Origin of the sequence: Streptomyces formicae, from assembly GCF_002556545.1 — a bacterium.
GTDB lineage: Bacteria > Actinomycetota > Actinomycetes > Streptomycetales > Streptomycetaceae > Streptomyces > Streptomyces formicae_A.
On the sequence record NZ_CP022685.1, the window covers coordinates 6848055 to 6873162 of the forward strand.

Sequence of the window (25108 nt, forward strand, 5' to 3'; positions counted from 1 at the left end):
GCGGCCCGGCGCGAAGGAAGAAGGAGGCGAATTCAGCAGGACGGATGACACACGCAGCCCGCATAGCGGACGAGGTCCATGTGGACCCTCCGCCACAGGCGCACATCGGTGTCGGTCACGATCCGGAGTAGACCACGGGGGTGGGGGCGGGTCAACTCCGGCTCAGCATGCGGTCGACGGGGGCCGCAATGCGGTCGGCGAGGGCCCGGACGAGGCCGGGGCCGGGGTGCGTACACCCCGGCCCCGCGTACCCGCGTACGTTCACTCGGCCGTACCTTCACTCGGCGGGGCGTGTGCCCCCCACCGCTTTCGACGCTCCCGCGCCGCTCTCCTGCTTGCCAGGACGGTCCGAACGGTCCGAACGGGCGGCACCGTCCGGCCGTGCCGCCCCGCCCAGCGCCGCTTCCGCCGCCGCGTACAGCTCGGCAGGGCGCACCCCCGAGAGCGCGGTGACCAGGTGCCCGTCGGGGCGTACGAGCAGCACGGAGTGCGCGGGGGCTCCCGGGTAGCTCTCCGCGACGAGCAGCTCGGCGCGGTGCGGCAGCGCCGAGACGGCGGCGGCCAGGCGCGGCATGATCCCGGCCGAGACCCAGTGCCGCCGCTCCCACACCACCGTGCCGGGGGCGACGAGGACGACGAGCAGATGACCGAGCCCGAGCCGGTCCCGCAACTGGACGAAGGACCCGTCAGGCGCGGTGACCTGCACATCGGTGACCGGCGCACCCGGCTCCGTGCCCACCGCCACCGCCGAGTCGGACGGCTCGGGTGCCAGCGGGGACTCGGCGTACGTCCCCGGCGCACCGAGCGGCCCGCGCCCCACGTGCCCGTCCGTGAGGAGCGTGTCGTGCCCGCGCGCCGTCCCCGGAACGTACGAGCGAAGACCTCCGCCGCCGCGCAGCACCGGCAGCGACTGGTCGGCCGCGCGCAGCCGCGCTGCCACGCCTGCCCGCCGCTCGGCCTGGTAGCTGTCGAGCAGCGATTCGCGGGCGCCGTGGTGCCAGGCGATGGCCAGCTTCCACGCGAGGTTGTCGGCGTCCCGCAACCCCTCGTCGAGCCCCTGAGTGCCGAGCGCGCCCAGCAGGTGGGCGGCGTCCCCGGCGAGGAAGGCACGGCCGACCCGCCACCGGCGGGCGAGCCGGTGGTGGACGGTGTGCACACCCGTGTCAAGCAGTTCGTACGGCGGTGTGGAGCCTCCGCACCAGCCCGCGAGGGTCTCCCTGATCCGCACGACGAGGGCGTCGGGCGTCACCAGTTCGCCGCGCGGCGGCAGCAGCCAGTCGAGCCGCCACACCCCGTCGGCGAGCGGACGGCCCGTCACCTCGGTGCCCCCGCCGCGCCACGGTGGCATCCGATGCAACAACGCTTCACCGGGCCACGGAAGTTCCGTGCGCAACGCGGCCACGGCGTGTCGTTCGACGGCGGTGCGTCCGGGGAAGCGGATGTCGAGCAGCTTGCGCACTGTGGAGCGGGGTCCGTCGCAGCCCACCAGGTAACTGCCACGCCACCAGGTGTCCTTGGGCCCGCGCGTGTGGGCGGTCAGGCCGCCCGCGTCCTGCTCCAGGGAGTCGAGCTTGCTCTCCACGGCGACCTTGATCAGCCGTTCGTCGGCGATGGCCGCGCGCAGGGCACCGGTCAGCACGTGCTGCGGTACGTGCAACGGGGCCGGTGCCTCATCACTGAACGTGAGCTCCCGCATCAGCTGCTTGCGCCGCAGCGACCGCCATCCGCCCCACCGGGCGCCGGACTCCTGCCCACCGAAGGAGTGACCGGCGAGCCGCTCCACGAGGGCTCCGGTGTCCTCCCGCAGGACGACGGTCCGCGCGGGCCGCTGCTCGTCCTTGCCGGGCCCTTCGTCGAGCACCACTGTGGGTACGGAGTGACGGGCGAGGGCCAGCGCGAGCGTGAGCCCCACGGGGCCCGCGCCGACGACGATCACCGGGTCCACGGCGCGCACCCCTCCGCCACGAGGGCCCGGGAGCGTTGGACGTACGTACAGGAACTGACAGTTGGAGCCCGGTGCACGATCACAGAACGTATGCAACCCATTGCCGGTGCTTGCGTCAAGTGACGACGTCGTGAGCTGGCGCCTCAAATGAAAGAGGCAGCGAAAAGAGGCAGGGGCGCCGTGGCCACTGCCTCTTTTCGCTGTGTGTCTGTGGTGCCGGGGGAGCCGACGGCTGTCAGGGACCGAGTCAGACAGGTCCTACGCCGCCGCCGTATCCGTGATCCGGCGCCTGGACCTTCTTGGGACCGATCGTCTCCAGCTCGTCCAGCGCACCAGGCCCCACCACGGCGCCCGTGCTCTTCTTGGAGCGACGCATCCTGCGCTCCAGCCAGGACGCCAGAGTGGTGAGCAGCAGGTTGAGGACGATGTAGACCGCCGCGACCACGATGAAGCTGGGGATGACGCTCGCGTAGAACGAGGCGGCCGTCTTCCGCGCGTTGAGCAGCTCCGTGAAGCTGAGCATCGCGCCGCCGAGCGCGGTGTCCTTGACGATGACGACGAGCTGGCTGACGAGCGCGGGAAGCATCGCGGTGACGGACTGCGGCAGCAGGATGCTCGTCATCGTCTGGCCCTTGCGCAGGCCGATCGCCTTGGCCGCTTCCGTCTGACCCTTGGGCAGCGACTGGATGCCCGCCCGCACGATCTCGGCGAGTACCGAGGCGTTGTAGAGCACCAGGCCCGTGACCACCGCGTACATCGGGCGCGCGTCGACGCTGATGTCGGTGTAGTTCGCGTAGAACTGGTTGGCGAACACCATCAGGATCAGGACCGGGATCGCGCGGAAGAACTCGACGACCACGGCCGAGGGAACCCGGACCGATATGTGGTCGGAGAGCCGCGAGATACCGAAGAGGGCGCCCAGCGGAAGGGCGATCGCCATGGCGAGCCCCGCGGCCTTCAGCGTGTTCGCGAGCCCCGGCAGCAGATACGTCGTCCAGGCCTCGGAGTCCGCGAGCCAGGGGCGCCACAGGGCCCACTCCAGCTGCCCCTTGTCGGACATGGCGGACCAGGCCCACCAGGCGCCCAGGAGCAGCACGGCGAAGAAGAGGACGGACAGCAGGACGTTGCGTCGTTTGGCGCGGGGGCCCGGAGCGTCGTAGAGGACGGAGGTCATCGCTTCACCGCCAGGCGCTTGCTGAGCCAGCCGAGTATGAGGCCGGTCGGCAGGGTCAGGACCACGAATCCGAAGGCGAATATCGCGGTGATGAGGAGCAACTGCGCCTCGTTCTCGATCATTTCCTTCATCAGCAGAGCCGCCTCGCCGACGCCGATGGCCGCCGCGACCGTGGTGTTCTTGGTCAGGGCGATCAGTACGTTGGTCAGCGGGCCGATCACGGAACGGAAGGCCTGCGGCAGCACGACGAGACCGAGCACCTGGCGGAAGTTGAGGCCGAGGGCGCGGGCCGCTTCGGCCTGGCCGACCGGCACCGTGTTGATGCCCGACCGCACCGCCTCGCAGACGAAGGCCGCCGTGTAGGCCCCGAGACCGAGCACCGAGAGACGGAAGCCCAGGGCCTCGAAGTCGTCGGCCGCGCCCAGGGTGATGCCGAAGACGTCGGCGAGCCCGAGCGAGCTGAACACGATGATGACGGTCAGCGGAATGTTCCGCACGATGTTGACGTAGGCCGTGCCGAACCAGCGCATGACCGGAACGGGGCTGACGCGCAGAGCGGCCAGTACGGTGCCCCAGACCAAGGAGCCTATGCCTGCGTAGACGGTGAGTTTCACCGTTACCCAGAAGGCTCCGAGCAAGTCGTAGTCTTCAAGAAAGTCGAACACGATCTCCCGCGCTCTCGCGTGTGGTGATGGCGAGGTACGCCGCCGCGATCGTGCGGCGGCGTACCGGCGTGTGCCCGGTCAGGGGGACGACTTCAACGGTCGGCCCGACGGGGTCACTTGACGATGTCGCCGATCTTCGGCGCGGGGTCGTTCTTGTAGTTGGCAGGACCGAAGTTGTCCTTCACGGCCTTGTCCCAGGCCTTGTCCTTGACCATCTTCTCAAGGGCCTTGTTGATCTTGTCCTTGAGCTTGGTGTCGCCCTTCTTGATGCCGATGCCGTAGTTCTCGTTGGTCAGCTTCAGGCCGGCGAGCTTGAACTTGCCCTTGTACTGGTCCTGCGCCGCGTACCCGGCGAGGATCGAGTCGTCCGTGGTCAGCGCGTCGACGGCACCGCTGCTCAGTCCGTTGATGCACTCGGAGTACGTGCCGTACTGCTTGAGCTGGGCCTTGGGCGCGATGGTCTTCTTGACGTTCTGCGCCGAGGTCGAGCCGGTCACGGAGCAGAGCTTCTTGCCGTTGAGGTCCGTGGCCTTGGAGATCTTGTCGTCGGACCGGACGAGGAGGTCCTGGTGGGCCAGGAGGTACGGGCCCGCGAAGTCGACCTTCTTCTGCCGCTCGTCGTTGATGGAGTACGACGCCGCGATGAACTTCACGTCACCGCGCTGCAGCGCGGTCTCGCGGTCCGCGCTCGGCGTTTCCTTCCACTCGATGTCGTCGGCGGAGTAGCCGAGCTCCTTGGCGACGTAGGTCGCGACGTCGACGTCGAAGCCGGTGTAACCGTCCGGCGTCTTCAGGCCCACACCCGGCTGGTCGAACTTGATGCCGATGGTGATCTTCTTGCCCCCGCCGGAGCCGTTGTCGTCCTTGTCCGAGCCGCCGCAGGCGGTGGCGGTGACGGAAAGGGCGAGCGCGACGGCGGCCGCCGCGGTGACCTTGCGAACCTTCATGGTGAACATCCTTTGTGTCGGCAGGAGAGAGGTGAGACGCAGGGGGCGTCGCGCGTCAGTGGTGAAGGATCTTCGACAGGAAGTCCTTGGCCCGGTCACTGCGCGGGTTGCTGAAGAACTGATCCGGCACGGCCTCTTCGACGATCCGGCCGTCCGCCATGAACACGACGCGGTTGGCCGCGGACCTGGCGAAGCCCATCTCGTGGGTGACCACGACCATGGTCATGCCGTCACGCGCGAGCTGCTGCATGACCTCGAGGACCTCGTTGATCATCTCCGGGTCGAGCGCCGACGTGGGCTCGTCGAAGAGCATCACCTTCGGGTCCATCGCCAACGCGCGGGCGATCGCCACGCGTTGCTGCTGACCACCGGAGAGCTGCGCCGGGTACTTGTCGGCCTGCGAGGCGACTCCCACGCGGTCCAGGAGACCGCGTGCCTTTGTCTCAGCTTCCGCCTTGGACGTCTTGCGCACCTTGATCTGGCCCAGCATCACGTTCTCGAGCACGGTCTTGTGCGCGAAAAGGTTGAACGACTGGAAGACCATGCCCACGTCCGCACGGAGGCGGGCGAGCTCCTTGCCCTCCTGGGGCAGCGGCTTGCCGTCGATCGAGATCTCTCCCGACTCGACCGTCTCCAGACGGTTGATGGCGCGGCACAGCGTCGACTTGCCCGACCCGGAGGGGCCGATCACGACGACGACCTCACCGCGGGCGATGGTCAGGTCGATGTCCTGGAGGACGTGCAGAGCGCCGAAGTGCTTGTTGACGTTCTTCAGCACGACCAGGTCGTCCGCCCCGGGCGGTATGGCGTCCTTGGTCACCGATACTTCGGTCACGGCTTGTTGCTCCATCCTCCTCGGTTGGGAGGACAGTAATAACCCAGTGCGACCAGCGTCATTACATCTGAGGGGAAATTGAGCATAACGATCCGGCCGCAACCGGACACACCGTGTGAAGAGGGTGCACGGCGTGCGTACCGGGTGGGTAACGGAACGTGCTCGCGCCCCGAACCCTCTTGACGCGGTCCTTATCCATCGGCGTGGATGCCTTGGTGCGTGTGCGCGGATACCGGCCACGCAGGAACCACGGATGAACTGGAGGGGGCCCGCATGAGACTGCTTCTCGTCGAGGACGACGACCACGTGGCCGCCGCCCTGTCCGCGGTCCTGTCCAGGCACGGCTTCGACGTCGTGCACGCGCGCAACGGCGAAGAGGCGCTACAGGCGCTCCTGCCCGCCGAAACGCCTCCCTTCGGAGTGGTCCTCCTGGACCTGGGGCTGCCCGATCAGGACGGCTATGAGGTGTGCGGCAAGATCCGCAAGCGCGGCTCGATCCCCGTGATCATGGTGACGGCCCGCGCGGACGTACGCTCCCGGATCCACGGCCTCAACCTCGGAGCCGACGACTACGTAGTGAAGCCGTACGACACGGGGGAGCTCATCGCCCGCATCCACGCGGTCATGCGGCGCCCCGCGCCCGGCAGCCCGGAGGCCGCCGAGGACGTCGGCGACCTCAGGCTCGGCTCCGTACGCATCGAACTCCCCACCCGGCAGGTCAGCGTGGACGGTTCGGTCGTCCAACTGACCCGCAAGGAGTTCGACTTGCTCGCGCTCCTCGCCCAGCGCCCCGGAGTGGTGTTCCGCCGGGAGCAGATCATCAGTGAGGTGTGGCGCACCAGTTGGGAAGGGACGGGCCGCACCCTGGAGGTGCACGTGGCGTCCCTGCGCGCCAAGCTGCACATGCCGGCGCTGATCGAGACCGTGCGCGGCGTCGGCTACCGCCTCGTCGCCCCGGCGACGTAGCGCGGGCGAGGACAGGTGCGCTCCCGCCTCCTCCCGCTGCTCATCATCCTCATGGCGGGCGTCCTGCTCGCGCTCGGCTTCCCGCTCGCGGTGAGCGTCGCGGCCGCCCAGCAGCAGAAGGTGGTCGTCGACCGGATCGACGACACGGCGCGCTTCGCCTCGCTCGCCCAGTTCGTCACGAAACGCGTCACGGGGTCACGGGTGGTGCGCGACACCGACGAGCGCCGCGAGACGCTCCAGAAGGAGCTCGACTTCTACCACGACGTCTACGGGATCAAGGCGGGCGTCTTCTACCGCGACGGCGGCCCGATGGCCCACGCTCCCGGCAACTGGTTCCTGCCCTCGGACGGCCAGGTGCGGGACGCCTTCGAGGAGGCCCTCAGGTCCCGCGGGAGCCACGATCCCGAGCAGGTGTGGCCGTGGCAGCGCGGGCGCCTGTCCGTCGCGACACCGGTCATCAGGGACGGTGACGTCGTCGCCGTCGTCGTCACCGACTCGCCCACCGGGCGCATGCGTTCGCAGACGCTGCGGGGCTGGCTGCTCATCGCCGCGGGCGAGTCCGCGGCGATGCTCCTCGCGGTCGGCGCGGCCCTGCGCCTCACCGGCTGGGTGCTGCGCCCCGTCCGCGTCCTGGACGCGACCACGCACGACATAGCGACAGGGAGCCTCAAGTCCAGGGTCGCGGCCGCGGGCGGGCCCCCGGAACTCCGGCGCCTGGCCCGGTCGTTCAACGAGATGGCGGACAACGTCCAGGACGTTCTCGAACAACAGCGCGCCTTCGTCGCCGACGCCTCGCACCAACTGCGCAACCCCCTGTCCGCCCTGCTCCTGCGCATCGAACTGCTCGCCCTCGAACTCCCCGAGGGCAACGAAGAGGTGGCCTCGGTCCGCACCGAGGGCAAGCGCCTGGCCCAGGTCCTCGACGACCTGCTCGACCTGGCCCTCGCCGAACACGCCGCGGCCGACCTGAGCCTGACCGACATCGGTGAACTGGCGGCCGAACGGGTCGGCGCCTGGCGGCCGCTCGCCGACGAGCGCGGGGTGCGGCTGACCGGCGATTGCCCGGCCACCACCGGCTGGGCGGACCCGGTCGCCCTCTCCAGCGCGCTGGACGCGGTGATCGACAACGCCCTGAAGTTCACGCCGGAGGGGGAGGCGGTCCACGTGAGCGTCGCCTTCAGTGCCGCCGCGACGACCGTCGTGGTCACCGACGGCGGCCCCGGCCTCACCGAGGACGAGCTGGCCCGCGTCGGCGACCGGTTCTGGCGCAGCAACCGCCATCAGAACGTACGGGGTTCGGGCCTCGGTCTGTCCATCTCACGGGCCCTGCTCGCGGCGGGCGGCGGCACCCTCACGTACGCGCGCCACGAACCGCGTGGACTCAAGGTGACCGTCAGCGTCCCGCGCAGCGAGCCGGTGCCGCAGACGCGCTGAGCGCCGCCCTGGCCGCGCGGGTCAGGGCTTGACCGACCGGTAGTAGCGGCGCGCTCCCTCGTGCAGGGTGAGCGGGTCCGTGTAGAGGGCGGTACGCAGGTCCACCAGCTGAGCCGCGTGCACCTGTGCGCCGATGTGGTCGCGGCTGTCGATGACCGAGCGGGTCAGTCCCTCGGTCAGCTCCGGATCGATCCGGTCCGTGGTGACCAGGAGGTTCGCCACGGCCAGGGTCCGCACGGCGGAGCCCTGCTGGGCGCTGGGGTAGGCGTCGGCCGGCACCGTCGCCGCCCGGTAGTAGCGCGAGGCGCCGCCCTGCTTGTGCAGTTTGTTGACCAGGCCGCCGAGCTTGACCAGACGGACGGGCATCTCTTCGGAGAGCTCGCGTACGGAATCGGTCGGCAGCCCGCCCGACCAGAAGAACGCGTCGATCTTGTTCTTCTTCAGGAGCTCGGGCATGGTGTCGATCCCCGCGGCCACCGGCTTGACGTCCTTGGCCGGGTCGAGGCCCGCGGCCTCGAGCACCCGGTCCGCTATCAGCCGCACGCCCGAGCGCTCCTGCCCCACGGCCACCCGCAGGTTCCGCAGCTTCTCCACGGAGTCGACGGCGGACGACCGGGGCACGACGAGCTGTACGTAGTCGTCGTACAGCCGCGCACAGCCCCGTAGGCGGTCCGCGCCGGGCGCGCCCTCCAGGCGGTACTTCTCGACGGCGTCGGCGGCGGCGATCGTGAAGTCGGCCTTGCCGGTCGCCACCCGCTCGACGTTCTGCTGGGAGCCCTGGCTGTTGATGAGCTTCACGTCGACATCGGGCATGTCCCGGGAGATCGCCGTCTTCAGGAGCTTGCCGTAGTGCTCGTACACCGCGTTCCGTACGCCGGTACTGACGGTCACCCGCCCGCTCGGCGAGCTCTCGCCCATCGGGAGCAGCCACCACAGCAGCAGCCCGAACACCACGAGGGCCCCGGCCGAACCCTGGAGGGCGCGGCGCCTGCTGATGCGGGGGAGTGCCTGGAACATGCGCGCGATCCTGCCAGCTCGCCCGCCCCCGGTCCATGGCTGTCGGGGACGCCCGGGCGCCCGTGGGCCGACGGGGTCGGGGACGACTTCTCACACCGCCTACCCTTGTTCCATGACCAGCAGCGACCGGAGCCAGGCAGTGGACGTCAATCGAACATATGAGGTCCGCACCTACGGGTGCCAGATGAACGTCCACGACTCCGAGAGGCTCTCCGGTCTCCTTGAGGACGCGGGTTACGTGCGCGCTCCGAAGGACGCGGACGGCGACGCCGATGTCGTCGTCTTCAACACCTGCGCCGTGCGCGAGAACGCCGACAACCGCCTGTACGGCAACCTCGGCCGCCTCGCCCCGATGAAGACCAAGCGTCCCGGGATGCAGATCGCCGTCGGCGGCTGTCTGGCCCAGAAGGACCGCGACACCATCGTCAAGAAGGCGCCCTGGGTCGACGTCGTCTTCGGCACGCACAACATCGGCAAGCTGCCGGTCCTCCTGGAGCGCGCCCGCGTCCAGGAAGAGGCACAGGTGGAGATCGCCGAGTCCCTCGAGGCCTTCCCCTCGACGCTGCCGACCCGCCGCGAGAGCGCGTACGCGGCCTGGGTCTCCATCTCCGTGGGCTGCAACAACACCTGCACCTTCTGCATCGTCCCCGCGCTGCGCGGCAAGGAGAAGGACCGCAGGAGCGGCGACATCCTCGCCGAGATCGAGGCGCTCGTCGGCGAGGGCGTCTCCGAGATCACCCTCCTCGGGCAGAACGTGAACGCGTACGGCTCGGACATCGGCGACCGCGAGGCCTTCAGCAAGCTGCTGCGCGCCTGCGGGCGGATCGAGGGCCTGGAGCGCGTGCGCTTCACCTCGCCGCACCCGCGCGACTTCACCGACGACGTGATCGCCGCCATGGCGGAGACGCCGAACGTGATGCCGCAGCTGCACATGCCGCTGCAGTCGGGATCGGACCCGATCCTGAAGGCGATGCGCCGCTCGTACCGCCAGGACCGCTTCCTGGGGATCATCGAGAAGGTCAGGGCCGCCATGCCGGACGCGGCGATCTCCACCGACATCATCGTCGGCTTCCCCGGGGAGACCGAGGAGGACTTCGAGCAGACCATGCACGTGGTCCGCGAGGCGCGCTTCTCCGGAGCCTTCACCTTCCAGTACTCCAAGCGCCCCGGGACCCCGGCGGCGACCATGGAGGGCCAGATCCCCAAGGAGGTCGTCCAGTCGCGCTACGAGCGCCTCGCGGCCCTCCAGGAGGAGATCTCCTGGGAGGAGAACAAGCGGCAGATCGGCGGCACCCTGGAGCTGATGGTCGCCGAGGGCGAGGGCCGCAAGGACGGCGCCACGCACCGCCTCTCGGGCCGCGCCCCCGACAACCGCCTGGTGCACTTCACCAAGCCGGACGCCGAGGTGCGTCCCGGTGACGTGGTGACGGTCGAGATCACGTACGCCGCCCCGCACCACCTGCTCGCCGAGGGGGCCGTCCTGAACGTGCGCCGCACGCGCGCGGGGGACGCCTGGGAGAAGCGGAACGCCGAGGCGGCAGCCAAGCCCGCGGGCGTGATGCTGGGCCTGCCGAAGATCGGTGCTCCGGCGCCGCTTCCGGTGGCCGCGGGCAGTGGCTGCGGCTGTGACTGACCGGGGCCGCTCGCTCAGTTGACCGGCTCGGGTCCGCTCGCGCGGGGCGGGCGTTACGCTGCGGATCATGCTTGTCGCCGCAGCCGTCTGCCCCTGCCCGCCCCTGCTCGTCCCCGAGGTCGCCGCGGGCGCCGCTCCTGAACTGGACGCCGCGCGCGCGGCCTGCACCGACGCCATCGGGGTCCTGGCCGCCGCAAGGCCCGACCGGCTCGTCGTGGTCGGCCCCGCCGAGCAGGCCGGGCGCGGGCCGTATCCGCAAGGGGCGCGCGGATCGTTCCGGGGCTTCGGAGTGGACCTCGACGTACGGCTCGGGTCCGCGGATGCCGATGTCGATGTCCCTGGCGGCGATGCCGACCGTGAACTTCCGCCCTCGCTCGCCGTGGCCGCCTGGCTGCTCGGGCGTACGCGGTGGTCGACCGCCCCACTGGAAGGTCTCGGCGTGGGGGAACCACTTGCCGCCGAGCGGTGTATCCAAGTCGGAGGGGACATCGCGGCGCGGGCGGACCGGGTGGCACTGCTGGTGATGGGCGACGCCAGCGCGTGCCGCACGCTGAAGGCGCCGGGGTATCTCGACGAGCGAGCGGCCGGTTTCGACGCGGCGGTCGGGAAGGCCCTGGGCGCGGCCGACGTGGCCGCGCTGAAGGCGCTGGACGCGGAGCTGGCGTACGAGCTGAAGGCGGCGGGCCGTGCCCCGTGGCAGGTGCTCGCGGGGGCGGCCGACGGCGCGGGGCTGAGCGGCGAGCTGCTGTACGAGGACGCGCCGTACGGCGTGGGGTACGTGGTGGCGGCCTGGTCCTAGGCGGTCACGGGTCGCGGGCACGCGGCGACGGCCGCGAAGCGTGGCTGCTTCACGGCCGTCCGCCGATGCGGTTCAGGACGCCGGAGGGGGTGACGGGGGCGAGGGGGGAGTGGCGCCGCCACCCGCGTCCTTGCCCTCATCCGTCCCTGCGAGGCGGTCCACGGCCTCCTTGGCCTTGCCCGTACCCGACTGGATCTTGTCGCTGTACTTGCCCTTGGTCTTCTCGTCGACGACCTTCGCGGCCTTGTCCAGGCCCTGGTCGATCTTGTCCCCGTGCTGCTGCGCGAGGTCGGAGACCTTGTCCTTGGCAGGGGCGAGCTTGGCTTTCAGTTGGTCCAGGAAGCCCATGGATTCACTTTCCTCGCTGGGGGCTACTTGCGGGCGCTCTCACCGGCCCCGTTGTCGGCCGCCTCCTCGGCGGACTGCTGCTTCGGGATCTCCACACCCTCCGCTGCGGCCGCCTCGGTGGCGTCCTCCGGCTTGGCCTCGGCATCGCTGTCCGCGTCGGTGGCCTCAGCGGCGGCCTTCGGGCCGGCGGGGGCCTCAGAGGACTCCTTGGCGGACTCCTCGGCCTCCTCCGGCTCGGCCGTCAGCGTGGCGGCAGCCGCATCGGTCGTCGACGCTTCATCGGTGGCCTTGGACTTCCGGCGAAACCGTGAAAAGACACCCATATCTACTCCATACAGTACTCGTGTGGGCGAAATCCCGCGCCGCCCGGTGCGTCCCATTGCGTCGCCCGGGGTCATCGGTCCTCGAAACCGGCGGCCGGAACCTCGCAACAGGCAACGACCCCGGAGCCGTGCCGTCACGTAGCTCGTTCGGGAAGTGGGCGTGGGGTTTGCGAGACTGGGACGGTGAGTAGTGCAGCTCCCGCCCCGCGGGTCATCGCCGTCGTCGGTCCCACTGCGGCAGGAAAGTCCGATCTGGGCGTTTTCCTCGCCCAGCGTCTCGGCGGCGAAGTCGTCAACGCCGACTCCATGCAGCTCTACCGAGGGATGGACATCGGCACCGCCAAACTGACGCCCGACGAGCGCGGCGGCGTTCCCCACCAGCTCCTCGACATCTGGGACGTCACGGAGGCCGCGAGCGTCGCCGAGTACCAGAGGCTGGCCCGCGCGCAGATCGACCGGCTCCTCGCCGAGGGGCGCTGGCCGATCCTGGTCGGCGGCTCCGGCCTGTACATCAGGGGAGCCGTGGACAACCTGGAGTTCCCCGGCACCGACCCCGCCGTCCGGGCCCGCCTGGAGGAGGAGCTCACGCTGCGCGGCTCCGGCGCCCTGCACGCCCGCCTCGCCGCCGCCGACCCCGAGGCCGCCCACGCCATCCTGCCCAGCAACGGCCGCAGGATCGTCCGCGCCCTGGAGGTCATCGAGATCACGGGCAAGCCGTTCACGGCCAACCTGCCCGGCCACGACTCGGTGTACGACACGGTCCAGATCGGCGTCGACGTGGCCCGCCCCGAACTCGACGAACGCATCGCCACCCGGGTCGACCGCATGTGGGAGGCGGGCCTGGTGGACGAGGTGCGCGCCCTGGAGGCCGAGGGGCTGCGCGAGGGGCGTACGGCGTCCCGGGCGCTCGGCTACCAGCAGGTGCTCACGGCGCTCGCGGGGGAGTGCACCGAGGACGAGGCGCGCGCCGAAACCGTGCGCGCCACCAAGCGCTTCGCGCGCCGTCAGGACTCGTGGTTCAGGCGCGATCCGCGGGTGCACTGGCTCAGTGGGGCCGTGGCCGATCGGGGGGAACTTCCGGAGCGCGCACTGGCGTTGCTCGAACGACCGGTCACAGCCTGATCACGTGATGGCATCGGGACGCTCAGGCGGTCATCCCGGTACCTGACGGCGTGCCATCATCGACCATCGATCGACCGGTGGAGTCCGAAGTGGGAGGGCGCGTGGCGATGGAGGCCGGCCCTCGTGACACCGCACATGACGGCGGGGAGCAACTCAGCCCCGACGGGCCCGACGACCTCGCGGGCGGCGTGACGGACGACGGTCCCGGCGCGGACGAGATGGCGCCGGAGGCCGAGGTCGAGGTCGAACTCCGGCCGCAGCGCCGCCTGCGCATCTGGCAGCTCGCGCCGATCGTGATCCTCGCCGCACTCGGCTCCCTGATGTTCGCCTTCCCGCTGGCCTTCGAGTTCGGCGGCGGTGGCGGGGGCGGTGCCGCCGACGGCGGTGCCGTGGTCGCGATGCTGGGGCTGCTGATCAGCTGCTGCGCCGCGGGGTGGGGCATGATGGCCGCCCGCCGCGTGGGGCACACCTGGCCCGGGCTCCCGGAGCGCGGCTCCGGACGCCGCCCGGACTGGCGGGTCGTCTGCGCGTACGCACTGCTCTTCCTGGCCGCCGTGGGGCTCGCGGTGTGGCGGGTGGCCCGACTCCGTTCCTGAACGCTCCTGGTGGCCCCGACGGCCTCGCGGGCCGAGTTGTCGTACCCACCCCGTACGATCGAGGAATGAGCACGCGGATCGCCTTCCTCAAGGGGCACGGGACCGAGAACGACTTCGTGATCATCCCCGACCCCGACAACACCGTCGAGCTGGCCCCGGCCACCGTGGCCGCCCTGTGCGACCGCCGCGCGGGCATCGGTGGCGACGGCCTGCTCCACGTCGTACGCTCCGCCGCCCACCCCGAGGCACGCCACCTCGCGGGCCGCGCCGAGTGGTTCATGGACTACCGCAACGGAGACGGCTCGGTCGCCGAGATGTGCGGCAACGGAGTGCGCGTCTTCGCCCGCTACCTCCAGCGCGCGGGACACGTCGGCGAGGGAGACGTCGCGGTGGCCACCCGCGGCGGCGTGAAGACCGTGCACATCGCCAAGGCGGAATCCGGTGGCGAGATCACCGTCGGCATGGGCAGGGCGCTGCTCCCCGAAGGCGACGTCACCGTCTCCGTGGCCGACCGCAGCTGGCCCGCGCGCAACGTGAACATGGGCAATCCGCACGCGGTCGCCTTCGTGGCCGACCTCTCCGAAGCGGGCCATCTGTACGACCCGCCGCCCTTCAGCCCGGCCACCGCCTACCCGGACGGCGTGAACGTCGAATTCGTCGTCGCCCGCGGCCCGCGCCACGTCGCCATGCGCGTGCACGAGCGCGGCTCCGGCGAGACCCGGTCGTGCGGCACGGGCGCGTGCGCCGTGGCCGTCGCGGCCGCCCGCAAGGACGGCGTGGACCCCGCGGTGACCGGTGCCCCGGTGACGTACACGGTCGACCTGCCCGGCGGACGCCTGGTCATCACCGAGCGGCCCGACGGCGAGATCGAGATGACGGGACCCGCCGTCATCGTCGCCGAGGGCGAGATCACGTCCGAATGGCTCGAAACGGTACTCGCATGAACTGTCGCTCGAATGGGTGATCCGTTTCACGCTCGGCGAGAGGCGGTCAGCACCGCGTGATGGGCTCGGTAGCATCAAGCACCGGCCCGGACGGAGTACGCCACCGTCCGTTCACCGCCGGTAGAAGCAGCCGGAGGTGCCCATGAGTGCGGAGGCTACGAACCCTGCGACGCCCGGCCCCGTGACATCCGGGGTCCAGCGCAGGCGCGGCCGCGCCCGTCTCGACCTGCGCAGGCTCGGCCGTGCCGCCCTGCTCGGCCCCGCGACACGGGACCGTCTGCCCGACGCGATCGGCCATGTGGCGGAGGCCCACCGGGCCCACTACCCGGACGCCGACCTGGAGCCGCTGCGCCGTGCGTACGTCCTCGCGGAGTCCTCGCACCGCGGCCAGATGCGCAAGAGCGGCGAGCCGTACATCACGCACCCGCTCGCCGTGACGCTGATCCTCGCCCAACTGGGCGCGGAGATCACGACGCTGACCGCCTCCCTGCTCCACGACACCGTCGAGGACACGGACGTCACGCTCGACCAGGTCCGCGACGAGTTCGGCGAGGACGTCTGCTACCTGGTCGACGGCGTCACCAAGCTCGAAAAGGTCGACTACGGAGCGGCGGCCGAACCGGAGACGTTCCGCAAGATGCTGGTCGCCACCGGCAACGACGTACGCGTCATGTCGATCAAGCTCGCCGACCGGCTGCACAACATGCGCACCCTTGGTGTCATGCGTCCCGAGAAACAGGCGCGCATCGCCAAGGTCACCCGGGACGTCCTCATTCCGCTCGCCGAGCGCCTCGGTGTCCAGGCGCTCAAGACCGAGCTGGAGGACCTCGTCTTCGCGATCCTCCACCCGGAGGAGTACTCCCGGGTCGACGCCATGATCGCGGCAAATGCCGAGGGCGCGGGCGACCCGCTCGGGGACATCGCGGGCGATGTGCGCGGCGTGCTGCGCGACGCGGGCATCACGGCCGAAGTCCTCATCAGGCCCCGGCACTTCGTCTCGGTGCACCGGGTGCACCGCAAGCGGGGTGAGCTGCGCGCGGCGGACTTCGGACGCCTCCTCGTCCTCGTGAACGAGGACGCCGACTGCTACGGAGTCCTCGGCGAGCTGCACACCTGCTTCACGCCGGTGGTCTCGGAGTTCAAGGACTTCATCGCCGTACCGAAGTTCAACCTGTACCAGTCGCTGCACACGGCGGTGGCCCGGGCCGACGGCGAGGTCGCCGAAGTCCTCATCCGCACGCACCAGATGCACCAGTTCGCTGAGGCGGGCGTCGTCGCGCTGCGCAACCCCTACGCCCCGCCCGCGGAGGAGATCCCCGCGGGTGCCGACGACGAGCGCGTCGACCCCACGAGGCCGGGCTGGCTCTCCCGGCTCCTGGACTGGCAGCAGGCCGCGCCCGACCCGGACACCTTCTGGTCGACACTGCGCGAGGACCTCGCACAGGACCGCGAGATCGCCGTCTTCCGGCCCGACGGAGGCACCCTCGGCCTGCCCGCGGGCGCCAGTTGCGTGGACGCCGCCTACGCCCAGTACGGGGAGGACGCCCACGCCTGCATCGGGGCCCGCGTCAACGGCCGTCTCGCGACGCTCAGCACGGTCCTGCACGACGGCGACACGGTCCAGCTGCTGATGGGCCAGGACGCCGCCTCGGGGCCCTCGCGCGACTGGCTCGACCACGCCCGCACGCCCGCCGCGCGGATCGCCATCCGGCGCTGGCTCACCACGCACCCGGCCCCCGACACCCCCGCTGCCGCCCCGGCCGGACAGCGCAGGCCGCCGCGTCAGCCCTCCCCGGCCGAGCCCGGACCGCAATCCGTCGAAGGCCCGCGCCCCGCCGCAGCGAACGCCGTCGTGGACCGTGAGGGTGCGAGCGTGCGCCTCGCGGGCTGTTGTACGCCCGTGCCGCCCGACGAGGTCACCGCGTTCGCCGTGCGCGGCGGTGTCGTGACCGTGCACCGGGTCGGCTGCCCCGCCGTGGAGCGCATGAAGGAAGTGGGGCGCCCGGAGATCGGCGTGCGCTGGGGCGACACCGCGGAGTGCCGCGTCACGCTCATCGCTGAATCGTTCGGCCGCGCACATCTGCTCGCCGACCTCACCGAAGCGATCGCCCTCGAAGGCGTGGCGGTCATCTCCGCGACGGTGGAGCCGCCGACCCAGCAGCGCGTGCGCCATACGTACACGCTGCAACTCCCGGACGCCGCGCACCTTCCCGGGCTGATGCGGGCGATGCGCGCCGTGCCCGGGGTGTACGACGTGAGCCGCGCCCAGCACCCGGCGGCGGCAACACCCTGACCTGCGCCCCGAGGCCCGCTCCGCGCGTTCCCTGAGGCCATCGTCGCGACTCGTTCGAGTGGCACGGCGCGCGCCGTCCCACCGGGGAAGGCCCGCGCTGATAGCGGTAGTTCATGCTGCTCACCCCTCGGCCCAAGGCCGCCAGGACGAAGGCGCTCCGCACGCGCCGCGTCGCCGCCGCCCTGCTCGCCGCGTCCGCGTCCGCCGCCCTCATCGCGGCGAGCGCGCCGTCGCCCGCGACCCCGCTCGGCATCGGCGACCCGCTCTTCCCGCACCTGGGCAATCCCGGCTACGACGTGGCGTCGTACGACATCGCCTTCACCTATCACGGCGACAACAGCAAGCCGCTGGATGCCGTGACCAAGATCGACGCGCGGGCGACGGCGCCCCTGGAGCGCGTGAATCTCGACTTCGCGCACGGCAAGGTCCGTTCCGTCGAGGTCAACGGCAAGGCCGCCCGCTTCGCCGGGAGCGGCGAGGACCTGGTCATCACGCCGGCCGCCCCGGTGGCGAGCGGCGAGCGGATGCGGATCACCGTGCGGCACACCAGCGACCCGGTCGCCGCGAAGGGTGCCGAGGGCGGCTGGCTGCGCACCGGGGACGGGCTCGCCATGGCCAACCAGGCCGACGCCGCCCATCTGGTCTTCCCGTGCAACGACCACCCCTCGGACAAGGCGGACTTCACCTTCCGGATCACCGCTCCGAAGGGACTCACCGCGGTCGCCAACGGCCTCCCGGCGGCCGAGCCCCGGCACGGCGGGTCCGCCACCACCTGGTCGTACCGGACCCGGCACCCCATGGCGACGGAGCTGGCCCAGGTGTCGATCGGCCGCTCCAGCGTCATCCGGCGGAAGGGGCCGCACGGCCTCCCCGTACGCGATGTGGTGCCCACCAAGGACCGCGAGACCCTGGAGCGCTGGCTGAAGAAGACCCCGGGCCAGATCGGGTGGATGGAGAAGAAGGTCGGCCGCTACCCCTTCGAGGCGTACGGAGTGCTGATCGCGAAGGCGCAGACGGGCTTCGAGCTGGAGACGCAGACGCTCTCTCTCTTCGAGAGAGAGCTCTTCACCCGTCCCGAGTACCCCGAGTGGTACGTCGACGCGATCATGGTGCACGAGCTGGCGCACCAGTGGTTCGGCGACAGCGTGAGCCCGCGGTCCTGGTCGGACCTCTGGCTCAACGAAGGCCACGCCACCTGGTACGAGGCGCTCTACGCCCAGGAGAAGTCCCAGCGGCCGCTCGCGACGCGGATGCGGGACGCCTATCGCCAGTCGGACGCCTGGCGTGCGGCGGGCGGTCCGCCCGCCAAGCCGAAGAGGCCCGCGCCGGGGCAGAAGATCAGCCTCTTCCGGCCCGTCGTGTACGACGGCAGCGCGCTGGTGCTCTACGCCCTGCGGCAGGAGATCGGGCAGCCCGCCTTCGACCGCCTGGAGCGGACCTGGGTCCACGCGTACCGGGACGGCAACGCGACGACCGACGACTTCGTGCGGCTCGCGTCCCAGGAAGCGGGGCGTGACCTGGGCGGATTCTTCGAGGCATGGCTGTACGGGGAGAAGACGCCGCCGATGCCGGGGCACCCGGACTGGCGTACCTCGGCGAAGGACGGGAAGTAAGCGGGGGCGGGGGGCGGCGCGCCGGGCAGGACCCCGCGATGACCCGGGTGACGAGCCCGCAATAACCCGGGTGACGAGACGGGGCGTGCCGTGCAACCATCTTCAGGTCGGCAGAGCGGCCCGTCAGGGACATCCCCTCGGGGAGATCTCGGGGTCGGCTCGGGACGGTCCGGGGAATCTCCGGACGGTCCGGGGCGTTGTCGAAAGTGACGGATCAGTCAGCCGTCCGCATTCCCATCGACGAATCGACGTAAGGACCCAATGACCTCCTCTTCTTCCCCTTCCCAGGACGCACAGAGCTTCGCGCAGAACTACCCCGAAGGTCTTCGGGCCGATGCCCTGATGGAAGAGGACGTCGCCTGGAGCCACGAGATCGACGGAGACCGGGACGGCGACCAGTTCGACCGCTCCGAGCGCGCGGCCCTGCGCCGCGTCGCGGGCCTCTCCACCGAGCTCGAGGACGTCACCGAAGTCGAGTACCGACAGCTCCGTCTGGAGCGCGTGGTGCTCGTCGGCGTGTGGACCTCCGGGACGGTCCAGGATGCGGAGAACTCCGTCGCCGAGCTGGCCGCCCTCGCGGAGACCGCGGGTGCGCTCGTGCTCGACGGCGTCATCCAGCGTCGCGACAAGCCGGACCCGGCGACCTACATCGGCTCCGGCAAGGCCCTCGAGCTGCGCGACATCGTCCTCGAAACCGGTGCCGACACCGTCGTGTGTGACGGTGAGCTCAGCCCGGGCCAGCTGATCCACCTCGAAGACGTCGTCAAGGTCAAGGTGGTCGACAGGACTGCCCTGATCCTCGACATCTTCGCCCAGCACGCCAAGTCCCGAGAGGGCAAGGCGCAGGTCGCGCTCGCGCAGATGCAGTACATGCTGCCGAGGCTCCGTGGCTGGGGTCAGTCGCTCTCCCGGCAGATGGGTGGCGGCGGCGGTGGCGGCATGGCCACCCGTGGTCCCGGTGAGACCAAGATCGAGACGGACCGGCGACGGATCCGCGAGAAGATGGCGAAGATGCGCCGGGAGATCGCGGAGATGAAGACGGGCCGCGACATCAAGCGGCAGGAGCGCCGACGCAACAAGGTGCCCTCGGTCGCGATCGCCGGTTACACCAACGCGGGCAAGTCCTCCCTGCTCAACCGACTCACGGGCGCGGGCGTCCTGGTGGAGAACGCGCTGTTCGCCACCCTCGACCCGACCGTGCGCCGGGCCGAGACGCCGAGCGGTCGGCTCTACACCCTTGCCGACACCGTCGGGTTCGTGCGGCATCTGCCGCACCACCTCGTCGAGGCGTTCCGCTCCACCATGGAGGAGGTCGGCGAATCCGACCTGATCCTGCACGTGGTGGACGGCTCGCACCCGGTGCCGGAGGAGCAGCTGGCCGCCGTGCGCGAGGTGATCAGGGACGTGGGCGCCACCGACGTACCCGAGATCGTGGTGGTCAACAAGGCGGACGCGGCGGACCCGCTGGTCCTCCAGCGACTGCTGCGCAACGAGAAGCACGCGATCGTGGTCTCCGCGCGGACAGGTGCCGGTATCGAGGAGCTCCTCGCGCTCATCGACACCGAACTGCCGCGCCCCGAGGTCGAGATCGAGGCCCTCGTTCCGTACACGCACGGCCAGCTCATCTCGCGGGCGCACGCCGAGGGCGAGGTGCTCTCCGAGGAGCACACCGCCGAGGGCACGGTGCTCAAGGCGCGGGTGCACGAGGAGCTTGCCGCGGAGCTCGCTCCGTACGTGCCGGTGACGCGCTGACCCGTTTCGGTAGCGGCCACGCGCCGCCCCGTTTCGGCAGGTAGACAGACAGACGGAAGGCCCGTCCCCACTTCGGTGGGGGCGGGCCTTCCGTTCGTGCGAAGGGCTACTGCGAGCCGTACTTCTTGCTCATCATGTCGTAGACCTGCTCGGCACCCTTGCCCAGCTGCGGTCCCGCCAGCCAGGTGTTGGCGGCCGGGCCGATCGAGGTGTTGGACACGAGCTTGGTCTTGTCGCCCACGACCCGGAACCAGCCGCCGCCGGACGAACCGCCGGTCATCGTGCAGCCGATGCGGTACATCGTCGGCAGCGACGGCGACAGGGAGAGACGGCCCGGCTTGTCGACGCACTTGTGCATCATCAGACCGTTGTACGGCGGGGCGGCCGGGTAGCCCCAGGCGCCCATCGAGCTCACGGTCTGCGTCGAGGGGGTCGAGAAGTCGACGTCGAGCGCGTTGCCGACGGTCTCCTCCAGCGACTTGCCGCCCTGCTCGGGCTTCACGTGCAGCACGGCGTAGTCGTACGTCGCGCCCGCGCCGCCCGTCGGGCCGCCCTCGTTGATCCACTCGTTGGAGGTCGAGACCCAGTCGGCCCAGTACTGACCGTAGGGGGCGACTTCCTGCGGGGTCGCGTTGCCCAGCTCGGCCTCGGACTTGCCCAGGTCGTTGTACGAGGGCACGAAGGTGATGTTGCGGTACCAGCCGCCGTTCTTACCGGCGTGCACGCAGTGGCCCGCGGTCCACACGAGGTTGGACTTGCCCGGGTTGCGGGGGTCCTTCACGACGGTGCCGGAGCAGACCATCGAACCCTCGGGGGAGTCGAAGAAGATCTTGCCCACCGGGGCGGCGTTCTCGTGGTACGGCGTCTTCTCGGGCTTGGCCTGGACCGGCCTCGGCTCCGGGTCGGTCGCGCCCTGGTCGGCGCTCGCGTCCTTCGCGGCGATCGTCTTGTTCGGGTCCTTGGCGTCCTTCATCCGCTCGGGCTTCCAGAGCCCCTCGATGACCGGATTGACGAAGTCCTTGGCTTCGCGAAGCCACTCGCCGTCTTCCCAGTTCTTCTTCCAGCCACCCTTCTTCCACTCGTCCAGGTCGATGCCGTGGTCCTTGAGCTTGTCGGCGATGTCGCCGGGCAGCCGGGAGCCGGAGTCGGAGCCGCCGTCGGCTCCCTGCGACGCGGCGGCGTCCGGCTTGTCAGCCGCCTTGTCCTCGCTCGGGCCGCAGGCCGTGGCGGTGAGCGCCAGGGTCGCGGCGAGGCCGGTGGCGGCGAGTGCGACGCCCCGTCCACGGCGGCGCGCGAAGGGCGCACGAGTGGAACGCATGGTGGTGTTACCCCCGTTGAGAACGTGTGATTGCCATGTACGTGTCATACGTCGAAGCGGGAACTCCGCTGAGCTCCTCATCGACGCAACACCTCACTATGCCTGTGAGGTTGAGGGCGAACGGCGGCGGGGTCGTGAAGATTTCCGGTTCCCCGCCGCCGTACGGCCGCTGCCGCCGCCTACTGGCCGGCGAACTTCTTGCTGACCGCGCCGTAGATGCCCTTGGCCTCCTTGCCCAGGCGCGGACCGGCGAGCCAGCCCGCCGTCACCGGGCCGATGGAGGTGTTCGACACCAGCGCGGGCTTGCCGTCCTGGCCCTCGGCGACCCAGCCGCCGCCGGACGAACCGCCGGTCATGGTGCAGCCGATGCGGTACATCGTCGGGTCGGGCTTGCTGAGCGAGAGCCGGCCGGGCTTGTCGGCGCACTGGAACATCTTCTGGCCGTCGAACGGGGGCGCTGCCGGGTAGCCGGTCGCCGTCATGCCGTCGATCTGCGGCACCGCGGGAGCGTTGAAGTCCACCGGCAGGGCCGAACCGACCGTCTCCTCGAGGGACTTGCCGTCACCGCCCTTCTCGGGCGTCACGTGGATGACCGCGAAGTCGTACGGGGCACCCTTGCCGCCCGTCGGGCCACCCTGCTCGATCCACTGGTCAGAGGTCTGCGCCCAGTCGCCCCACCAGACGCCGTACGGAGCGACCTCTTCCTTGGGGGCGTTCTGGAGCTCCTCGACCGACTTGCCGCTGTTGTTGTACGAGGGGACGAAGACCATGTTGCGGTACCAGCCGCCCTTGGCGCCCGCGTGCACGCAGTGGCCAGCGGTCCACACCATGTTGGACTTGCCGGGGCGGGCCGGGTCCTTGACGACGGTCGCGGAGCAGACCATCGAGCCGTCCGGACCGTCGAAGAAGAGCTTGCCGGACTCGGCGACCTGGTCGTGGTACGGCGTCTTGACGGCGGCCGCCTTCACGGGCTGCGGCGTCGGGTCGGTGACGCCCTGGTCACCGGAGATGTCGTTGTCGTCGACCCCGCGGTCGGGGTTCTTGTCGGCGTCCCGCATGCGCTCCGGGTCCCACAGGTCCTTGATGATCGGGTTGATGAACTCACCCGCCTCGCGGAGCCACTTGTCCTTGTCCCAGTTCTTCTTCCAGCCGCCGTTCTTCCACTCGTCCAGGTCGATGCCGTGGTCCTTGAGCTTGTCCTTCAGACCGTCCGGGATCGTGACCTTGCCGTCGCCGCCACCGTCGCCGGGCTGCGAGGCGGACGAGTCGCCACCGGCGTTGTCGTCGCCGGGGCCGCAGGCGGTGGCGGTCAGCACGAGCGCCGCGCCGAGCGCCACAGCGGCCGCCACGGGGGAGGTTCTGGAACGCGTGTTCCTCCCGCTGCGCGCGGTCGAGAGCGGACGTATGGGTCGCATCGTGAAATTCCCCCTGGGCCTAGAAATCGTTCCAAAGTGCTGTTCATCCGGGCACGGAGCACCCGCTGCGACCGGGCGTGGAGCACCCTTCGGCACGGGTGCGGAACACCCCGTTCCTGATGAACGGCACCCCACACTATGCCGGTGCCGTTGGGGACGGCCGACGGAAGGGCAACGGTTCCGTCACGACAAGGATCTTCTGGTGACCCGTGATCCTCCGGGCCTCTCGTCGTTGGTACGTACGGGGGACTCGCGCCGTGCGTTCATCCCCCCTGCCAACTTGCCACCGAGCAGGCCCACATGGAGCCCTCCCCGGACTCCACGCGGGACACGCTCATCCCCAGCGGGAGGACCAACAGTCGTGGCCGTGACCGAGCCTGCGCCCGCGGCGGTATCCGCAGCGCACTCCGCGACGCACCCCGCCCCACCCGCCACCGGAACCCCCGCGGAGCACCCCGGCGCGCACTCCGCGGCGCAGGAGGGGATCCTGCGCCGCCAGTCGGCGCGCGAATCGGCGGCGCGCACCTATGCGCGGGCCCTGCCGATCGTGCCGGTACGCGCGCGTGGCATGACGATCGAGGGCGCGGACGGACGCCGCTACCTCGACTGCCTCTCCGGCGCGGGAACCCTGGCCCTCGGCCACAACCACCCCGTGGTGCTCGAAGCCATCAGGAAGGTCCTCGACTCGGAGGCTCCCCTGCACGTCCTCGACCTGGCCACCCCCGTCAAGGACGACTTCACCACGGAGCTCTTCCGCACCCTGCCGAGCGGCCTGGCCGACCGGGCGCGCATCCAGTTCTGCGGCCCGGCGGGCACGGACGCGGTGGAGGCGGCCCTGAAACTGGTCCGCGCGGCCACCGGCCGCACCGGCATGCTGGCCTTCACCGGCGCCTACCACGGGATGACGGCAGGGGCCCTCGAAGCCTCCGGCGGCGCACAGGACGTACGCGTCGCGCGCCTGCCCTACCCGCAGGACTACCGCTGCCCGTTCGGCCTCGGCGGCGAGTACGGCGCCGAACTCTCCGCCCGGTGGACCGAGAGCCTCCTCGACGACACCAAATCGGGCGTACCCGCACCGGCCGGCATGATCCTCGAACCCGTCCAGGGCGAAGGCGGCGTCCTTCCGGCGCCCGACGCCTGGCTCCGCAGGATGCGCGAGATCACCGCGGCGCGCGGCATCCCGCTCATCGCCGACGAGGTACAGACCGGCGTCGGCCGCACCGGAGCCTTCTGGGCCGTCGAGCACAGCGGCGTCGTCCCGGACGTGATGGTGCTGTCCAAGGCGATCGGCGGCAGCCTCCCGCTGGCCGTCGTGGTCTACCGCGACGACCTGGACGTCTGGCCGCCCGGCTCCCACGCCGGAACCTTCCGCGGCAACCAGCTCGCGATGGCCGCGGGCACGGCGACCCTCGCCTACGTCCGGGAGAACGACCTCACCGAACGCGCCGCCGCCCTCGGCGCCCGCATGCTCGCCCAACTGCGCTCCCTGGCCGCCGAACACCCCTGCATCGGCGAGGTCCGCGGCCGGGGCCTGATGATCGGCGTCGAACTCGTGGACCCGACGAGGGGAGGAGCGGGCCCGGCAGCACCGGCACCGGCCACCCCGATCCCCGCACAGGGCAAGGCGCACGCCTCGGTTCCGAGCGGACCCGACCCGGACGCTCCGCCACGCACCACCCGACCCCACCCGGCAGCCCCCGAACTGGCCGCCACCGTGCAGCGCGAGTGCCTGCGCCGCGGACTCATCGTCGAGCTCGGCGGCCGTCACTCCAGCGTCGTACGACTCCTTCCTCCTCTCACCATCACCGACGAACAGGCAGCCGCAGTTCTCGACCGCCTGGCCGACGCGCTGGCCGCCGCGGCACGCCCGCCCCACACATAGCCAAGGCGGACACTCGGGCCTCTGCGTCGGTCATGAACTGTCGACGAGCGCCCAGTCCCGTCGCCCCACGGAGTCCGAACAACCTCA

22 protein-coding genes are annotated in these 25108 nt (G+C 70.7%); 11 read left to right on the top strand and 11 right to left on the bottom strand.

What is annotated here, in order from left to right; translation table 11 throughout:
- Positions 1-32: 32 nt before the first annotated feature.
- The 6 genes from KY5_RS43275 to KY5_RS30065 form a co-directional block, all read right to left on the bottom strand.
- The gene (locus KY5_RS43275) at positions 33-281 is read right to left on the bottom strand and encodes a putative leader peptide (RefSeq protein ID WP_418952826.1); all 249 of its coding nucleotides are present in this window, start codon (positions 279-281) and stop codon (positions 33-35) included.
- Entirely contained in the window at positions 278-1945 is a 1668-nt protein-coding gene (locus KY5_RS30045) for an FAD-dependent monooxygenase (RefSeq protein ID WP_098247551.1), read from the bottom strand. The genes KY5_RS43275 and KY5_RS30045 overlap by 4 nt, the downstream gene beginning before the upstream one ends.
- A gap of 247 nt (positions 1946-2192) precedes the next feature.
- The gene (locus tag KY5_RS30050) at positions 2193-3119 is read right to left on the bottom strand and encodes an amino acid ABC transporter permease (RefSeq protein WP_098245151.1); all 927 of its coding nucleotides are present in this window, start codon (positions 3117-3119) and stop codon (positions 2193-2195) included.
- Complete coding sequence (locus tag KY5_RS30055) at positions 3116-3784, bottom strand: amino acid ABC transporter permease (RefSeq protein ID WP_098245152.1); 669 nt, start codon at positions 3782-3784, stop codon at positions 3116-3118. The genes KY5_RS30050 and KY5_RS30055 overlap by 4 nt, the downstream gene beginning before the upstream one ends.
- Before the next feature lie 113 nt (positions 3785-3897).
- Entirely contained in the window at positions 3898-4731 is an 834-nt protein-coding gene (locus KY5_RS30060) for a glutamate ABC transporter substrate-binding protein (RefSeq protein ID WP_098245153.1), read from the bottom strand.
- Between the two features lie 55 nt (positions 4732-4786).
- Complete coding sequence (locus tag KY5_RS30065; RefSeq protein ID WP_055543637.1) at positions 4787-5566, bottom strand: amino acid ABC transporter ATP-binding protein; 780 nt, start codon at positions 5564-5566, stop codon at positions 4787-4789.
- A gap of 273 nt (positions 5567-5839) precedes the next feature.
- Between KY5_RS30065 and KY5_RS30070 the strand changes: the two genes are divergently transcribed.
- Complete coding sequence (locus KY5_RS30070) at positions 5840-6532, top strand: response regulator transcription factor (protein ID WP_098245154.1); 693 nt, start codon at positions 5840-5842, stop codon at positions 6530-6532.
- A gap of 15 nt (positions 6533-6547) precedes the next feature.
- Positions 6548-7966: a sensor histidine kinase gene (locus KY5_RS30075; RefSeq protein ID WP_098245155.1), complete on the top strand. Its 1419-nt coding sequence runs from the start codon at positions 6548-6550 to the stop codon at positions 7964-7966.
- 21 nt (positions 7967-7987) lie between these two features.
- On the opposite strand, the gene KY5_RS30080 is transcribed toward KY5_RS30075, so the two are convergent.
- A complete protein-coding gene (locus KY5_RS30080; RefSeq protein ID WP_098245156.1) occupies positions 7988-8983 on the bottom strand; it encodes a TAXI family TRAP transporter solute-binding subunit in 996 nt (331 codons plus the stop codon).
- 112 nt (positions 8984-9095) lie between these two features.
- Between KY5_RS30080 and miaB the strand changes: the two genes are divergently transcribed.
- Together miaB and KY5_RS30090 are read left to right on the top strand one after the other, a co-directional pair.
- Positions 9096-10616, top strand: coding sequence for a tRNA (N6-isopentenyl adenosine(37)-C2)-methylthiotransferase MiaB (gene miaB / locus KY5_RS30085; RefSeq protein ID WP_098245157.1), 1521 nt, complete (start codon positions 9096-9098; stop codon positions 10614-10616).
- Between the two features lie 67 nt (positions 10617-10683).
- Positions 10684-11415, top strand: coding sequence for a class III extradiol dioxygenase subunit B-like domain-containing protein (locus KY5_RS30090; protein WP_098245158.1), 732 nt, complete (start codon positions 10684-10686; stop codon positions 11413-11415).
- Between the two features lie 72 nt (positions 11416-11487).
- On the opposite strand, the gene KY5_RS30095 is transcribed toward KY5_RS30090, so the two are convergent.
- A complete protein-coding gene (locus KY5_RS30095; RefSeq protein WP_098245159.1) occupies positions 11488-11763 on the bottom strand; it encodes an antitoxin in 276 nt (91 codons plus the stop codon).
- Between the two features lie 23 nt (positions 11764-11786).
- A complete protein-coding gene (locus tag KY5_RS30100) occupies positions 11787-12086 on the bottom strand; it encodes a hypothetical protein (protein WP_098245160.1) in 300 nt (99 codons plus the stop codon).
- 183 nt (positions 12087-12269) lie between these two features.
- Here KY5_RS30100 and miaA point away from each other — a divergent pair, with 183 nt between their 5' ends.
- The 6 genes from miaA (at position 12270) to hflX (ending at position 20406) form a co-directional block, all read left to right on the top strand.
- Complete coding sequence (gene miaA, locus KY5_RS30105; protein ID WP_098245161.1) at positions 12270-13208, top strand: tRNA (adenosine(37)-N6)-dimethylallyltransferase MiaA; 939 nt, start codon at positions 12270-12272, stop codon at positions 13206-13208.
- A 107-nt stretch (positions 13209-13315) separates the two neighbouring features.
- Positions 13316-13804 carry a hypothetical protein gene (locus KY5_RS30110; protein ID WP_098245162.1) on the top strand — a complete coding sequence of 163 codons (489 nt, stop codon included), beginning with the start codon at positions 13316-13318 and terminating at the stop codon, positions 13802-13804.
- Between the two features lie 65 nt (positions 13805-13869).
- Positions 13870-14748, top strand: a complete 879-nt coding sequence (dapF, locus tag KY5_RS30115; RefSeq protein WP_098245163.1) for a diaminopimelate epimerase — start codon at positions 13870-13872, stop codon at positions 14746-14748.
- 142 nt (positions 14749-14890) lie between these two features.
- On the top strand, positions 14891-17041 hold the full coding sequence (locus KY5_RS30120) for a RelA/SpoT family protein (RefSeq protein ID WP_098245164.1): 2151 nt from the start codon (positions 14891-14893) through the stop codon (positions 17039-17041).
- A gap of 113 nt (positions 17042-17154) precedes the next feature.
- Positions 17155-18654, top strand: a complete 1500-nt coding sequence (locus KY5_RS30125; protein WP_098245165.1) for a M1 family metallopeptidase — start codon at positions 17155-17157, stop codon at positions 18652-18654.
- A 261-nt stretch (positions 18655-18915) separates the two neighbouring features.
- Positions 18916-20406 (top strand): GTPase HflX, encoded by a 1491-nt coding sequence (gene hflX / locus KY5_RS30130; RefSeq protein ID WP_098245166.1) that lies wholly within the window; start codon positions 18916-18918, stop codon positions 20404-20406.
- Between the two features lie 106 nt (positions 20407-20512).
- Here the strand turns inward: hflX and KY5_RS30135 are convergent, their stop codons facing one another.
- Positions 20513-21724, bottom strand: a complete 1212-nt coding sequence (locus KY5_RS30135) for a trypsin-like serine peptidase (protein ID WP_098245167.1) — start codon at positions 21722-21724, stop codon at positions 20513-20515.
- Positions 21725-21903: 179 nt separating this feature from the next.
- Positions 21904-23139 carry a trypsin-like serine peptidase gene (locus KY5_RS30140; protein WP_098245168.1) on the bottom strand — a complete coding sequence of 412 codons (1236 nt, stop codon included), beginning with the start codon at positions 23137-23139 and terminating at the stop codon, positions 21904-21906.
- Positions 23140-23500: 361 nt separating this feature from the next.
- Between KY5_RS30140 and KY5_RS30145 the strand changes: the two genes are divergently transcribed.
- Positions 23501-25021 (top strand): diaminobutyrate--2-oxoglutarate transaminase family protein, encoded by a 1521-nt coding sequence (locus KY5_RS30145; RefSeq protein ID WP_418952827.1) that lies wholly within the window; start codon positions 23501-23503, stop codon positions 25019-25021.
- Positions 25022-25108: the final 87 nt, after the last annotated feature.